General features: G+C 67.2%; 10 protein-coding genes. 1 reads left to right on the top strand and 9 read right to left on the bottom strand.

Annotated features, from left to right (window positions below; all coding sequences use genetic code 11):
- Nucleotides 1-96: 96 nt before the first annotated feature.
- The 3 genes from JAB8_RS01510 to JAB8_RS01500 form a co-directional block, all read right to left on the bottom strand.
- A complete protein-coding gene (locus tag JAB8_RS01510) occupies nt 97-2478 on the bottom strand; it encodes a TonB-dependent receptor (RefSeq protein WP_070288142.1) in 2382 nt (793 codons plus the stop codon).
- 95 nt (nt 2479-2573) lie between these two features.
- Nucleotides 2574-3548 carry a FecR domain-containing protein gene (locus JAB8_RS01505; RefSeq protein ID WP_070217847.1) on the bottom strand — a complete coding sequence of 325 codons (975 nt, stop codon included), beginning with the start codon at nt 3546-3548 and terminating at the stop codon, nt 2574-2576.
- Nucleotides 3545-4063, bottom strand: a complete 519-nt coding sequence (locus tag JAB8_RS01500) for a sigma-70 family RNA polymerase sigma factor (RefSeq protein WP_070217884.1) — start codon at nt 4061-4063, stop codon at nt 3545-3547. Before JAB8_RS01500 ends, JAB8_RS01505 begins: the two co-directional genes overlap by 4 nt.
- 166 nt (nt 4064-4229) lie before the next feature.
- Here JAB8_RS01500 and JAB8_RS01495 point away from each other — a divergent pair, with 166 nt between their 5' ends.
- Nucleotides 4230-4844: a methyltransferase domain-containing protein gene (locus tag JAB8_RS01495; RefSeq protein ID WP_070288140.1), complete on the top strand. Its 615-nt coding sequence runs from the start codon at nt 4230-4232 to the stop codon at nt 4842-4844.
- 177 nt (nt 4845-5021) lie between these two features.
- On the opposite strand, the gene JAB8_RS01490 is transcribed toward JAB8_RS01495, so the two are convergent.
- The 6 genes from JAB8_RS01490 to paoA all read right to left on the bottom strand — a co-directional run bounded on the left by JAB8_RS01490 (nt 5022) and on the right by paoA (nt 14152).
- On the bottom strand, nt 5022-7538 hold the full coding sequence (locus tag JAB8_RS01490) for an ATP-binding protein (RefSeq protein WP_070288138.1): 2517 nt from the start codon (nt 7536-7538) through the stop codon (nt 5022-5024).
- A 10-nt stretch (nt 7539-7548) separates the two neighbouring features.
- A complete protein-coding gene (locus JAB8_RS01485) occupies nt 7549-8577 on the bottom strand; it encodes an NrtA/SsuA/CpmA family ABC transporter substrate-binding protein (RefSeq protein ID WP_070288136.1) in 1029 nt (342 codons plus the stop codon).
- A complete protein-coding gene (locus JAB8_RS01480) occupies nt 8574-10211 on the bottom strand; it encodes a response regulator (RefSeq protein WP_254679416.1) in 1638 nt (545 codons plus the stop codon). Before JAB8_RS01480 ends, JAB8_RS01485 begins: the two co-directional genes overlap by 4 nt.
- 125 nt (nt 10212-10336) lie before the next feature.
- Nucleotides 10337-12535, bottom strand: coding sequence for an aldehyde oxidoreductase molybdenum-binding subunit PaoC (gene paoC, locus JAB8_RS01475; protein ID WP_070288132.1), 2199 nt, complete (start codon nt 12533-12535; stop codon nt 10337-10339).
- A 4-nt stretch (nt 12536-12539) separates the two neighbouring features.
- A complete protein-coding gene (locus tag JAB8_RS01470; protein WP_070288130.1) occupies nt 12540-13499 on the bottom strand; it encodes a xanthine dehydrogenase family protein subunit M in 960 nt (319 codons plus the stop codon).
- Nucleotides 13496-14152, bottom strand: coding sequence for an aldehyde dehydrogenase iron-sulfur subunit PaoA (gene paoA, locus JAB8_RS01465; RefSeq protein ID WP_070288128.1), 657 nt, complete (start codon nt 14150-14152; stop codon nt 13496-13498). The genes JAB8_RS01470 and paoA overlap by 4 nt, the downstream gene beginning before the upstream one ends.
- Nucleotides 14153-14218: the final 66 nt, after the last annotated feature.

Genomic DNA, 14218 nt, shown 5'->3' with positions numbered 1-14218 from the left:
AAATAGCAGCACGCCACTGTTTGGCGCATGGATAGACGATGCAACGCCCCTGCAGCCCTGCCCCATTCCCCTGCCGCATCCCGACGGCAACTGTTATCAATAGCGGTAATTCAGGCTCAGCATGGCATTGCGCGGATCGCCGTAACTGACTCTGCGGCCCGTGCTGATGCCGTAGTAAGCGCGGTCGGTCAGGTTGTTGAGGTTGAACGACAGGGCAAGCCGGCCGGAGAGCTGGTAGCGCACCATGGCGTCGAACACGGCATACGAGCCCTGGTGCACGGTGGTCATGCCGCCGCGCACGGCCCGGGTCTGCTGCCAGGTATGCGATTGCCAGCGGGCGCCGCCGCCCACGGTCAGGCGCGGTATCGGCTGCCAGGTGCTGTACAGGCTCAGCTGGTCTTCGGGCGCCAGGGTATTGACCTTGCCGCCCGCATCGCGCGCCACCTTGTGCGTGTAGCCGGCCTGCAGCTGCCAGCCCGGCATCAGCTGACCCGACACTTCCAGTTCCACGCCGCGCGAACGCACGCCGTCGACGGCGCGGTAGGCGTCCATGCCCGTCACCTTGTTGACCGCATCGACGGACTCGGCGAAGTTGTCCTGCCGCACCTCGAAGGCGGCCGCGCTGGCGTTCAGGCGGCCGTTGAGGAACACGCCCTTTACGCCCGCCTCGATATTCTTGCCCAGCACGGGGTCCAGGGTCCTGTTGTCGACGTCGCGGCTGTTTTGCGGACTGAAGATGTCGCTATAGCTGGCAAACGCCGTCAAATTCGGCGCGAAGTCCCACGTCAGGCCCGCATACGGCGTGAAGATGGACGACTCGTCGATATCGGCCGTGGGGTTGACGTAGGACGACAGGCGGCCGCCCAGAATCACGTGCACGCCTTGCGGCAGCGAAAAGCGGCCCGTCGCGTACACGGCCTTCTGGCGGATGACTTCGCGGGCCGTGTCCAGTTCCCACTGCGGCTCCGGCACGACGCCACGGTAAGTATAGATATTGTCGACCTTGATGAAGGTATACGGACTGAAGACGTCGTCCGATTGCTTGCGGTAGGCGTTCGCGCCCACCACCAGTTCATGCGTGCGGCCCAGCAGGGAAAACGGGCCCTTGGCGTACACGTCCAGGCCATTGCTGGTGGCATCGCTGTTGTACTGGCGCGCCGTGACGGCCGTGCCGCTGCCGTCCGCCTTCGGAAAACCGTCAAGGTAGGCGACGGGCGCATACAGGGCGTTGGCCTGGTGGATCAGGCGCAAATTGGCCAGCCAGCCATTGTCGAAGGTGTGCTCGAGCGAAGCGAAGACGGATTTGGCCTCCGTCTGCTGCGTGCTCCAGGTGGGCGCGCCGTTGAACGAGCGGGGCATGGTGAAACGCTTGCCGTCCGCGTCGAAGAGCGGTGCGCCGCCCCAGTCGCTATTGCGCGGCACCGTGTGCTGGTAGTCGGCGCCCACGGTCAGCAAGGTGCGCGGCGACAGATCCGCCTCCAGCGTGCCGTACGCCAGTTCGGAGCGGCGCTGGTAGCGGTCGACGAACGAGTGCTTGTCCTGGTAGGACGCGACGGCGCGCGCGCGCACGCTGCCGCTGGCGTTCAGGGGACCGCCCACGTCCGCCATGCCGCGGTAATTGCTCCACGATCCGGCCGACAGGTCGGCCAGCGCGCGCAATTCGCGCGTGGGTTTCTTGCGGATCAGGTTGACGGTGGCGCCCGGCGTGCCGGCACCGCTCATCAGCGCATTCGCGCCCTTCAGCACCTCGACCCGGTCGTACAGATCCATATTGGCCAGCGATTCGCCCAGGTTCAGCGAGGCGTCGCGCGTCCACGGCAAGCCGTCGTAGCTGAAATTGTCGAGCGAAAAGCCGCGCGCATAATAAATCGTGCGCTCGCTGTCGATGTGCTGCACATACACGCCCGGCGTGTGATTGAGCACCTCGCTCAGCTGCACCAGGCCGAAATCATCCATCTGCTGGCGCGTCACCACGCTGACCGCGTGCGGCGTCTCGCGCGGCGACAGCACCAGGCGGTTCGCCGTGCTGACGGCGCCCGTCGTGTAGGAACCCGTGTCCTCCGTCACCTGGCCCAGGTAGTTGGTGGTGATGACCACTTCCGGCATGGTCGCCTCCAGCTGGGCGGCGGCCTGCGGCGCGGCTTGCGCGGCGCTTTGCACGGTATACACGCCGCTGTCCGTCTTCAGCAGGGCCAGCCGCGTGCCCTGCAAGGCGCGGCGCAAGGCTTGCTCCGCCGTGAAATCGCCCTGCACGGCCGCTCCGCTGGCGCCGCGCGCCAGGTCCGCATCAATGGAAATGCGCACGCCGCCACGGCTGGCAATGGCGATCAGGCTGGCATTGAGGGGCTGCGCCGGCACATCGTAGCGCATGGTGGCCGACGCGACGTGGGCCGGTGGCGTCTGCGCCAGGACGGTGGGCGCGGCGCAGGAAAGTAACATTACAGCCAGGGGAATCTGGCGCATCAACAATGGTGGCATGCTGGGACTCTATCTTGATGGTGAAGGAAAAGTGGGGCTACACCAGGTATGAGTCGCGGCGCGCCGAAAGTGACAGTGCCGGCGCAAAAAATATGTCAGCTTGTCTTCAGGTCGAGTCCCGTCCACCAGCCCCCAGGGCCCTGGCGCAAGGTCAAGGGCAGGGTTTCGGCCAGGGCCAGCAGGGTGGCGCCGCTGTCGTCGAGCGAATAATTGCCGGACACGCGCAGCGCCGCCGCCTGCGCCGTGATGTCGATGTAGCCGTGGCGGTACGGGCGCAAGGCGGCCACCACGTCGCCCAGCCGCTCATCGACAGCCACCAGCATGCCCTGCTCCCACGCCGTCGCCTGCCCAGCCGCCATGCCGGGCAGCAGGGTCAATCGATCCTCGTCAAACCGCGCCGCCTGGCCCTGGCGCAGCACGCGCGCCAGGCCTTTGCCGGCCGGACGCACGTCGAGATCGCCCCGCACGGCCAGCGCCACGGTGCCGCGCGCTTCGCGCCGCAGCATCAGCTCGCCGCCCAGCGCCGTCACCGTGCCATGCGCGCTGCGCAGCACGAACGGCGCGTTGGCAACAGGTGCCACGCGCGCCAGCAACTGGCCCTGGCGCAAGGCGACTTGCCGGTGTTCATGACGGACATCCGTATCGGCCGAGGAGCGGGCGTCGAGGGTCAGCACGCTGCCATCAGCCAGCGTGTAGCGGCCCCGCCGGGCCGTGGCCGTGTGCAGGTCCGCGCTCCAGTCCGGCAAAAACGGGCTGCCGCGCAGCAGCCAGGCGCCGCCGAACGCCGCGCCCGCCAGGCACAGGACGCCCTGCAGCCATTGGCGCCGCTGGTCATCGTGCCGCGCGGCGCGCGCCAGGGTGTGCCCGACGGCCGCCGCCCCGCCCGCTGCCTGCAGCGGGCCGACGCTGTGCTCGACAGCCTGCCCCAACGTACGCCAAGCGGCCGCATGGCGCGCATCGGCGGCCAGCCAGCGGGCGAAGGCCTGGCGTTGTCCTTCGTCCGCTTCGCCCGAGCTGAGTTCGACCAGCCAGCCGATGGCGGCATCCTGGACGGACGAAGCAACGCTCATGCCGCGTCCGCCACCGCCAGGCAGCAGCGCAAGCCCTGCGCCATGTACTGGCGCACCATGCTGGCCGACACGCCCAGGCGGGCGGCGATCTGCGCATACGTCAAGCCGTCGAGCTGACTCATCAGAAAAGCGCTGCGGGCCTTGGCGGACAGGGTCTCGAGCGCGCGCGACAGGCGTTCCAGCGCTTCGAGCAGCACGGCGCGTTCCTCCGGCGACGGCTGGACGGCATCGGGCAGCAGCGCCAGGGTCTCCAGATACGCCTGCTCGATATCGCGCCGCCGCCACTGCTGCAGCAAGATGCTTTTCGCTACCGTCGTCAGGTAGGCGCGCGGCTCGCGGATGGCGGACAATCTTCCCGCATGCAGCACGCGCACAAAGGTTTCCGACACCACATCCTCGGCTTCCGCCCGATTACGCAAGCGCAACAGCAAGCGCTGCAGCAGCCAGCCCTGGTGGCCCGTAAAGAGGCTGGCGGCCAAGGCGGCGTCATTCGGGGGAAAAGAAAAGGCAGACAAGAGCGGATCCGGCGATATAAATGATAATGATTCTCATTATATGGCAGGGACTGGAAGATGTCGCGCAATTTTGCTAAAGTTGTCCTATGCAGGCAACACCACCGATCGCACGCGCCGCGCGCAGGGTGTTGATTTGACCTCCATCCCATTGGACACTCGCCATCGCATGCATGCATCCCCAGTCCCGGGCACCGAAGGATATGCCGACAATGCCGGACAGCTGATCACCCGGTATGCCGGCGTGATCGCCGCTGATAAATACAAAGTGGTCAGCCACCTGCTGCCACGCCGGGCAGGCGCCGTGCTCGACATCGGTGCCGGCACAGGCGCCGATTCGGCGTGGCTTGCGAGCTTGGGGCACAAGGTGGTGGCAGTGGAGCCCGTCGCCGCGTTCCGGGAAGCGGGCATGCAGGCGCATGCGTCGTCCGATATCGAGTGGGTGGACGACAGCCTGCCCGCGCTGTCAGTGATGACGGCGCGCGAAACCAGGTTCGACCTGGTTGTACTCGCCGCCGTCTGGATGCATCTTGCAGCGGAAGAAAGAAGCGCGGCGATGGAAAACATCGGCCAGTTGCTCAAGCCTGGCGCGCTGCTCGTCATGTCGCTCAGGCATGGCCCCGCCCCGGAGAACCGGCGCATCTTTGACGTCTCTGCCAGTGAAACGATCGCCCTCGCGGCACGCCACCATCTGAAGGTGGTGCTGAGTGCGCAGGCGCCATCCGTTCAGCAGCAGAACCGCCACGCGGGAGTCAGCTGGTCCTGGCTGGTTTTTCAGCGATGAGAGATGCCGCAGCAGGCTAAGAGCCTATCCCAGTAGATGAATACATCCGCTGCTGGCGCCCCTCAGAAGCGGGGACTGCGTTGGTCGTCGTCGCGTGGCTCGCCACGCGTCCTCCTCACGCCTTGTCCGCACTCCTGATGAACTGCCAGCAGAAGACGCTCCCTACTGGGATAGGCTCTACCCCGTCGACATGACCGCATTCAGGGCGCGCCGCAATTCTTTCAGCCGGGGCGGCTTGCCCAGCACGCAGTTGACGTGGTCGGGATAATCGCTGTCGGCCGCCAGGCGCTGGCCCCAGCCCGTGAGCATGATGATGGGCGTGGCCGGCGAACAGCGGCGCACGGCGCTGGCCACCTTGCGCCCGTCCACGTGAGGCATGCCCAGGTCCGTGATGACCACGGCAAAATCCTCGTGCCTGTCGCGCGCGGCCAGGAAGCTATCGATGCCGGCCTGGCCCCCATCGGCCGACACCACGTCGTGGCCATCGATTTCCAGGATGTCGCGCAGGGACTTGAGCACCATCGGGTCGTCGTCCACCACGAGGATGCGCAGGCGCGGCGGCACAAGGTAGGCCATGTCGGGCGCTTCATTTTCCTCGTGCGCCGCGCAGGCGGGGAAAACCAGGCGCACCGCCGTGCCCTGCCCCGGTGCCGTGACGATGTCGATGCTGGCGCCATGGCGCTCCATCATGCCGTACACCATGGCCAGGCCCAGACCCGTGCCACGCTCGCCTTTGGTGGTAAAAAACGGTTCCAGGCAGCGGCGGCGCGTATTGTCGTCCATGCCGATGCCCGTGTCGGCTACTTCTATCCGCACCTGCCGCGCCGCCTCGCCCGCCACGTCGGCGCAGCTGGTGCGCACGCTCAGGGTGCCGCCTTCCGGCATGGCGTCGACGGCGTTGAAGACCAGGTTCGTCAGCGCTTCGCGCAGCTCGCCCGCGCTGCCGGGCAGCATGGGCAGGCCGTGCGCCAGCTCCGTGTGCAGGGCGATGACGATGCCGCGCTGCTGCGGCATGTCGCTCCAGCGCGCGCGCGTCAGGTCCAGCACCTGCTGCACCACCAGGTTCGCGTCGATGGGCGAGAGCGCCAGTTGCGGTTCGCGCTGGCGGTAGAATTCGCGCATGCGCGCCACGGTGGCGGCCACGTCGTCGATGGCGCGTTCGATCACTTCCAGGCAGTGCCGGCCCTGCGGACTGAGATTAGTTTCCGTCTCCAGCAGCGATTCCGTGTACAGGGCCACGGGGGAAATGGCGTTATTGATATCGTGCGCGATGCCGCTGGCCATCTGCCCCAGCGCGCGCAGGCGCTCCTGCTGCATTACCGACTGCTGCGTCTGGCGCAAATCGTCATACGCGCGCTGCAGCGCGCCGTAGAGCCGCGCCTGGTTGGCGGCCAGCGCCACGTGTTCGCTCAGCTGGCTGAGGAATTCGCACTCGCCGCTGGTAAAGCTGTGCGCGGCGCGGCGCGCCACGATGAGGATGCCGAAGACCGTGTTTTCGGCCGGCAGCGGGGCCATGACGAGGGCGCGCAGCCCCCCTTGCGCCAGGCGCTGCGGAAACGGGAACGCCACGTCGGCGATGTCGGCTTCATACACGAGCTTGCCGCGCACGCAGCTCGACAGGCCATTCTCGTCGATGGGAATGTGCGCGTGTTCGCCCATCATGAACGATAGCGCCAGCGCCTCGCTGCGCACGCCCACGCACATCACCTGCAGCGCGTGTTCGGACGGTTCGTACAGGCAAATGCAGCTGAAATCGATGGGCAGCTGCTCTTCCAGGCTGCGCACCACCACCTGGAAAATGCTGCGCAAATCCTGCCGCTCGCCGATCGAGCGCGTGATCTGCTGCAGCAGGTTCAGGCGCTCAAGCTGTTCATGCACCTTGCGCTCGGCCAGCTGACGTTCCTGTATCTGCGTTTCCAGGGCCGCATTCGCCTGCGCCAGTTCGTCGCGCGAGACGGTGGTGCGGCGCAGCTTTTCCGTCATGCCGTCGAAGGCGCGTGCGAGGTCGCCGATTTCATTCCTGGTATGCACGCCGAGCGCAAAATCGAGCTTGCCTTCGCCGACGATCAGGGTGCCCTGGCGCAGCTTCTCCAGCGGCCCCGTGACGCTGGTCATGGTGAAATAGATCAAACCGGCCACCAGCGCGATGATCATGCCGCCGAACAATATCACGGCCACGTTGGCCTGCTGCTGGGCGTCCAGCACGCCTTGCCGGCTCAATGCGGACAGCCGCATCGCATCGGCGATCATGCCCTGCACCTTGCCCATGATCTGGCCGGACAGACGCGACTCCAGCTCGCCCAGCACCTCGCGCCGCTGCGGGTCCTGACCCAGCTCGCGGTGATTCGCGACAAACAGCTCGAACAGGCCGTCCACGCTTGCCAGGTCGCGCCGCAATTCCCGCAGCAGCGCGCGCTCCTCGCCGGCGGCGAAGGCCGGCGTGGCCAGCAAGCCGGTGGACAGCGACTCGCTGCGCAGCTGCCACTGTGCCCGCGTGCGCGCGCCATGGTGCAGCGCATATTCGATCGACAGGTAGCGCAGCGACGTGACGGCTTGCAGGATATCGGCCGCCGCCTTGTTCTTCGCCAGTTCGCGCTGCATCGCCATGCTGGTGGAGAACAGCACGGCGACGATGATGGCCACGAGCAGCACGCAAAACAGTTCTGCCAGTTTGAAGCGCGTGACGATTTTCACGGTGGCCTTCTCAATGGATGACCGTCACGGCCGACGGCGCCACGGCTTCCAGGCCGTCCAGGTAGACGGCATCGAGGAAGTTCGGCATCTCGCCGTTCCCGGCCAGGCGGTTCTTGATGGCCCAGCGCGCCTCGTCTTCCAGCGCCAGCAGCAAGCGCTGGTCGAGCACGATGCCGAACTGATAACCGTGCCAGGCTGCCTGCAGGCGCTGCGCCTCGCTGGCCGACGCCTTGGCAAACAGCGCGCGCGCGGCATCGGGCTCGTCCCGGCAAAAGCGCGCGCCGGCGATCAGTGCGCGCAGCACCTTGCGCATCGTCGCCGGGTGGCTGCGCACATAGCCGCCCGTGCCGGCCACGTTGAACAGGCCCGCATACACGTCTTCGCCATAGAAGATGGCCGCATTGCCGGCAATGGCGTGCGTCATGCCCGTCAGGAACGGTTCCCAGCCTGCCGCCGCATCGACCTCGCCCCGCGCCAGCGCCCCGGCCAGCTGGTCCGGCGTGTAATTGCGCACGCTGACTTCGGCGGGCAGCAGCTTCTGGCGGTTCAAAAAGGCCTCGAGCGTGAACTGGCCGGATGTGCCCAACGTGACGCCGATGCGCTTGCCCTTCAGGCTCGCGGGCGTGGACACGCCGCGGTCCAGGCGCCCCACGATGCCGTGGTCGCGCTCGGCCTCGAAGATGCTGGCGATGATGACGACGGACTGGTTCTGCAGGCTGGCCAGCACCACGGGAATATCGGACACCGTGCTCAGGTCGGCCTTGCCCTGCAGCACGGCTTCCAGCGAGGCCTTGCCCGACGAATACGGCTGCACCAGCGCGTCGATGCCTTCGCGCGCGAAATCGCCCTGCGCGTGCGCGGCCAGCACGGGGCAGCTGCCCACGTACTCCGCATTCACGGCCAGGCGCAGCACTTCCACGGGGCCGGGCGGCGGCGCGGGACGGGCAGCGAGCCGCCAGACGGCCACGGCGGCCAGCGCCAGCAGCGGCAGTGCGGCCGCCAGCCAGACCGTCCGCCGCGCCGGCGCCGGGCCGTTCATGCGTTGCACTGCGCCGTGGCCGACTCCAGCGCGCTGTTGACGGCCTCGGAAAACGCCGCCACGTCGATCGGCTTGGTCAGATAGCGGAAAAAGCCCGCCGCCAGCCCCTGGCGGATATCGCCGGGTCCGGCCACGGCCGTCAGCGCGATGACGGGAATGTGCGCGGTGCGGGCATCGGCACGCAGCAGCTGCATGACTTGCGTGCCGCTGATGTCGGGCAAGTCGCAATCCATCAGTATCAGCTGCGGCAGGTGGCGGCGCGCCATGTCCAGGCCCGTCTGCCCGTCGCCGGCAGACAGCAGGTCGAGATCGGGGCGAAAATGCACCAAGCCCGCCACCAGGGTCACGTTCAGGGGATTGTCTTCCACATACAGCAGCGTCTTGCGCTCCGGCAGGGGCATCGATTCAGCGGGCCGGGCAATGGCCGACAGGCGCGGGCTTTCCTGCAGCGGGTAGCGCGCGGGGCAACTGTCGATATCGAGCCAGAAAGTGCTGCCGCGCCCGGGCGTGCTGGTCACGCCTATGGTCGCCTGCATGGCTTCGGCCAGGCGCTTGCTGACCACCAGCCCCAGTCCCGTGCCCTCCTCGTCGCGCCCATCGCGTCCCAGGCGGTTGAAGGGCTGGAACAGCACCTCCAGCTGCGCGGCGCTCAGCCCGCCGCCCGTGTCGCGCACGGACAGGCGCAGCTGCCGTGCATCGACGGGCTGGCAATCGACGTGGATCTCGCCCTGATCGCGGTTGTACTTGACGGCGTTCGACAGCAGGTTGAGCAGCACCTGCTTGAGGCGCGTGCGGTCGGCCAGCACGTGCACGCTGCCCGCTTCGACGAACGTCAAGGTGATGCCGCGCTTGCGCGCCAGCGGCTCCATCATTTGCCAGCATTCGTGGTAAATGCCGGCCAGGCCCACGGACTCCATCGACAGCGCCATATTGCCCGACTCGATTTTGGCGATGTCGAGGATATCGTTGATCAAGGTCAGCAAATGCCGGCCGGCGCCGAAGATGTGCGAGGCAAAGGTTTTCTTTTCCTGCGCCGTCGAGGGGATGGAGTCGGACGTGAGCATCTGCGAAAAGCCGAGGATGGCGTTGAGCGGCGTGCGCAGCTCGTGGCTCATGCTGGCCAGGAAATTGGTCTTTTCCTCGTTCGCCCGCTCGGCCACTTCGCGCGCCAGCCGCAAATCCCGGTTCATGGCGTCGAGTTCGGCCGTGTGCTGGCGCAGCAGCAGTTCCAGGCGCGCATTGGCGATGCGCAGCTGGCGCGTCTCCAGCGCCCGCGCCAGTATCAGCAGGATGCCCGACACCTTGAACGGCTTGACGACGTAATCGAGCGCGCCCGCCTTCATCGCTTGCACGGCCGAGGCGATCGTGCCTTCGCCCGTCATGATGATGCAGGCCAGGTCCGGATCGATCTTGCGCGCCGCTTCCACCACGGCGATGCCGTTCATGCCCGGCATCATCAGGTCGACCAGCAGCAGGTCGAACGATTCGACGGCCAGCAGGGCCAGCGCCGCCTCGCCCGAAGCGAGCCCCGTCGTGTCGTACGCCTGGCCGCGCAAGGTGTCGCACAGGGCGCGCACGTGCGCCAGCTCGTCATCGACGATCAGTATCCGGGGCGGCATTGATGATCTGTTCATGCATTCTCCTGGCGGCATGGCCTTGCGGAGAGGGAACTTGCCCCGCAGCATGCGTTCCGAGCATAGCATCTGGAAATTACCAAAAATACACGCTTTGTCACGCGCGCGCCGGCGCCGGGCAGATGTCAGCTCATGACGGGCAGCCCGCGCAGCAACTTGTCGAGGGTCAGCGGATAGTCGCGCACGCGCACGCCCGTCGCGTTGTAGACGGCGTTGGCGACGGCCGCCGCCACGCCGCAGATGCCCAGCTCGCCCACGCCCTTGGCTTTCATGGGCGAGGACATGGGATCCGTTTCATCGAGAAAGATCACGTCTTGGTGCGGGATGTCGGCGTGCACGGGCACTTCGTAGCCGGCCAGGTCGTGGTTGACGAAGAAGCCGCGGCGCTGGTCGACCACCAGTTCCTCCATCAGGGCCGCGCCCACGCCCATGGTCATGGCGCCGATCACCTGGCTGCGCGCCGATTTCGGGTTCAGGATGCGGCCGGCCGCGCACACGGCCAGCATGCGGCGCACGCGCACTTCGCCCGTGTCGCTGTCCACGCCCACTTCGACGAAATGCGCGCCGAACGTCGATTGCTGGAATTTTTTATCGAGCTCGCCGTATTCCATATGGTCTTCCGCGACGACGTCGCCATGAAAGGCGGCGGCCGCGAGCGGCACGCTGCGTTCGCCCTGGCTGACTTGCCCATCGGAAAAGCGCACCTCCTTTTCATCAAAGCCCAGCTTGCCGGCGATGGCCTGGCGCAGGCGCACGCAGGCCGCGTACACGCCGGCCGTCGAGCTGTTGCCGCCCCACTGCCCGCCCGAACCGGCCGAGACGGGGAAATCCGAGTCGCCCAGGCGCACGACGACCCGGTTCAAGGTCACGCCCAGCATTTCCGCCGCCGTCTGCGCGATGATGGTATAGCTGCCCGTGCCGATATCCGTCATGTCCGTTTCCACGGTCACGATGCCGTTGCCGTCCAGGCGCACCCTGGCGGCGGACTGCATGACGAGGTTGTTGCGGAAAGCGGCCGCCACGCCCATGCCCACGAGCCAGCGGCCGTCGCGCCGCATGCCCGGCTGCGCTGCTCTCTCTTTCCAGCCGAATTCCACGGCGCCCGTGCGCAGGCAGTCGATCAGGCGGCGCTGGGAAAACGGCCGGCCCGGTTTTTCCGGGTCCACCCTGGTGTCGTTCAGGATGCGCACGACGATGGGGTCCATGTTCAATTTCTCCGCCAGCTCGTCCATGGCGATTTCCAGCGCCATCAGCCCCGGCGCCTCGCCCGGCGCGCGCATGGCGTTGCCTTCTGGCAAGTCGAGCACGGCCAGGCGCATGGCCGTCATGCGGTTCGGCCCCGCGTACAGCAGGCGCGTCTGCATCACGGCCGTTTCCGGCTGACCGCCCTTCAGGTCGCCGGACCACGATTCATGGCCGATGGCCGTGATCTTGCCGTCGCGCGTGGCGCCGATGCGCAGGCGCTGGATGGTGGCGGGCCGGTGCGTCGTGTTGTTGATCATCATGGGCCGCGTCAGGGCCACCTTGACGGGACGCTGCGCCGCCCGGGCCCCCAAGGCCGCCAGCAGCGCTTCGGCGCGCACGAACAGCTTGCCGCCGAAGCCACCGCCGATATACGGCGAGACGATGCGCAGCTTGTCCTTCGGCATTCCCAGGGTGCGGGCCAGATCGCCCCGGCCCCAGTCCACCATCTGGTTCGCCGTCCACACCGTCAATTTATCCCCCTCCCAGGCGGCAATCGAGGCGTGCGGCTCCATCATGGCGTGCGACTGGTCAGGCGTCGTATAGGTCGCGTCCAGCCGCACTGGCGCATTCGCAAAGGCGCCGGCGAAGTTGCCCGTCTTGCTGTCGGGCTTGCCGTCCTTCGGCTTGGCAGCGCTGCCTTTGGCCTTGGTCAGGTCGAAGGCGCCCGGCTGCTCGACATACTTGACGTCGAGCAACTGCGCGGCCGAACGCGCTTGCTCGAACGTTTCCGCCACCACCAGCGCGATGGCCTGGTGGTAATGCTCGATCTCCGGCCCGCCCAGCAGCTTCGCCGTGTTCATCTTGCCTTTGCCCAGCTTGCCCGCCGATTCCGCCGTCACCACGGCCAGCACGCCGGGCGCGCGGCGCGCGGCGCTGGTGTCGATCGAAGCGATGCGCCCCTTGGCAATCGCCGCGCCGACGACGTGGCCGTAGGCGGCATGCGGCGCGGCCTTGTTCTGTTCATACGCGTACGGCGCCATGCCCGTGGTTTTCAGGGGGCCGTCGATGCGGTCCGTGGGGCGGCCCACGACCTTCAGCTGGTCGATGGGATTGGTGGTCGCAGGTGTCGTGAATTTCATCGCTCTAGCCTTTCTTCGCTGGTGCTTGCGCCAGGACGGACGCCACGGTGCGCTGCGCCAGGATCAGCTTAAAGCCGTTATCGGCCGTCGGCCTGGCGCCGGCCAGCAGGCGTTCGCTCACGGCGGCCGCGCCAGCGGGCATGGCCTGCTCGGCGGCGGCAATTCTCCACGGCTGCGGCGCGACGCCGCCCAGGGCCAGCCTGCCGGTGCCATCGGGCAAGATGATCGCCGCGACGGATACCAGCGCGAACGCGTACGAGGCGCGGTCGCGCACCTTGCGGTAGACGTGCGTGCCGCCGATAGGCCGGGGCAAGGTCACGCTGGTGATCAATTCGCCCGGCTGCAGCACCGTTTCCAGCTGCGGCGTACTGCCCGGCAAGCGGTAAAAGTCGGCGATGGGGATGCTGCGCGTGCTGCCGTCGGCCCGCACCGTGTCGATGCCGGCGTCGAGCACGCGCATGGCGACGGCCATGTCGCTCGGGTGCGTGGCGATGCACGCCTCGCTGCCGCCCAGGATGGCCAGCGGCCGGCTGAAGCCGGCTATGGCCGAGCAGCCGCTGCCCGGCACGCGCTTGTTGCAGGCCTGGTTCGTGTCATAGAAATACGGGCAGCGCGTGCGCTGCAGCAGGTTGCCGGCCGTCGTCGCCTTGTTGCGCAATTGCGCCGAGGCGCCGGCCAGCAAGGCGCGCGACAGCACGGCATAGTCGCGCCGCACCGTGGCGTGCGCGGCCAGGGCCGTGTTGCGCACGAGGGCGCCGATGCGCAAGCCGCCGTCCTTCGTCGTCTCCACCTTGTCCAGCGCGAGGCCATTGACGTCGATCAAATGCGCGGGCGTCTCGATTTCCAGTTTCATCAGGTCGAGCAGATTCGTGCCGCCCGCGATGAAGCGGGCGCCCGGCGTAGTCAAGGCGGCCGCCGCCGCTTCGGCCGGCGTGGCGGGCTTTTGATAGCTGAACACTCTCATGCGGGCCTCCCCGCCACCTCGGTAATGGCTTCGATGATGTTGGAATAGGCGCCGCAGCGGCAAATATTGCCGCTCATGCGTTCGCGCAATTCTTCGGGCGTCGCTTGCGGGGCCGCGTTCAGGTCCGCGCTGACGTGGCTGGGGATGCCCTGGCGGATCTCGCCCAGCGCGGCGACGGCCGAACAGATCTGCCCCGGGGTGCAGTAGCCGCATTGATAACCGTCATGCGCGATGAAGGCGGCCTGCATCGGATGCAGTTTCTCCGGCGTGCCCAGCCCTTCGATGGTGGTGACCCTGGCGCCGTCATGCATCACGGCCAGGGTCAGACAGGCATTGATGCGCTGGCCGTCGAGCATGACGGTGCAGGCGCCGCACTGGCCGTGGTCGCAGCCCTTTTTGGTTCCCGTCAGTTGCAAATGTTCGCGCAAAGCGTCGAGCAAGGTGGTGCGCGTGTCGAGTTCCAGGCTGTGGCGCCGGCCGTTGACGTTCAGGCCGACTTTCATCAGGACGGGCGGCACATGTCCGGATTGGGCCGCGCCATGGGCCGCTTCGGCTGCCCCCGTCACGCCGGGCACGGCCACCGCCGTGGCCGACAGCGCACCGGCGATCAGCAAGCCGCGCCTGCCGGCATTGATGTGATTAGAGTCTGTCATCTCGCGCTTCCTCCTGGCTGTGGACTGGCTGGGTGGGCGCATGCAGGCCCGAAGCAGCAGTCTGGC

The organism is Janthinobacterium sp. HH106 (assembly GCF_001758725.1).
In the GTDB taxonomy this organism is placed as follows: Bacteria; Pseudomonadota; Gammaproteobacteria; order Burkholderiales; family Burkholderiaceae_D; genus Janthinobacterium.
The sequence above is the reverse complement of the archived record's forward strand: the minus strand, read 5'-3'. Positions and strand labels throughout refer to the sequence as shown.

Bases quoted from the DNA above. Each gene is read 5' to 3' on its own strand.
- JAB8_RS01485 (WP_070288136.1), bottom strand. From the start codon at position 8,577: ATGAACGGCCCGGCGCCGGCGCGGCGGACGGTCTGGCTGGCGGCCGCA.
- JAB8_RS01510 (WP_070288142.1), bottom strand. From the start codon at position 2,478: ATGCCACCATTGTTGATGCGCCAGATTCCCCTGGCTGTAATGTTACTT.
- paoA (WP_070288128.1), bottom strand. From the start codon at position 14,152: ATGACAGACTCTAATCACATCAATGCCGGCAGGCGCGGCTTGCTGATC.
- JAB8_RS01470 (WP_070288130.1), bottom strand. From the start codon at position 13,499: ATGAGAGTGTTCAGCTATCAAAAGCCCGCCACGCCGGCCGAAGCGGCG.
- paoC (WP_070288132.1), bottom strand. From the start codon at position 12,535: ATGAAATTCACGACACCTGCGACCACCAATCCCATCGACCAGCTGAAG.
- JAB8_RS01480 (WP_254679416.1), bottom strand. From the start codon at position 10,211: ATGAACAGATCATCAATGCCGCCCCGGATACTGATCGTCGATGACGAG.
- JAB8_RS01505 (WP_070217847.1), bottom strand. From the start codon at position 3,548: ATGAGCGTTGCTTCGTCCGTCCAGGATGCCGCCATCGGCTGGCTGGTC.
- JAB8_RS01495 (WP_070288140.1), top strand. From the start codon at position 4,230: ATGCATGCATCCCCAGTCCCGGGCACCGAAGGATATGCCGACAATGCC.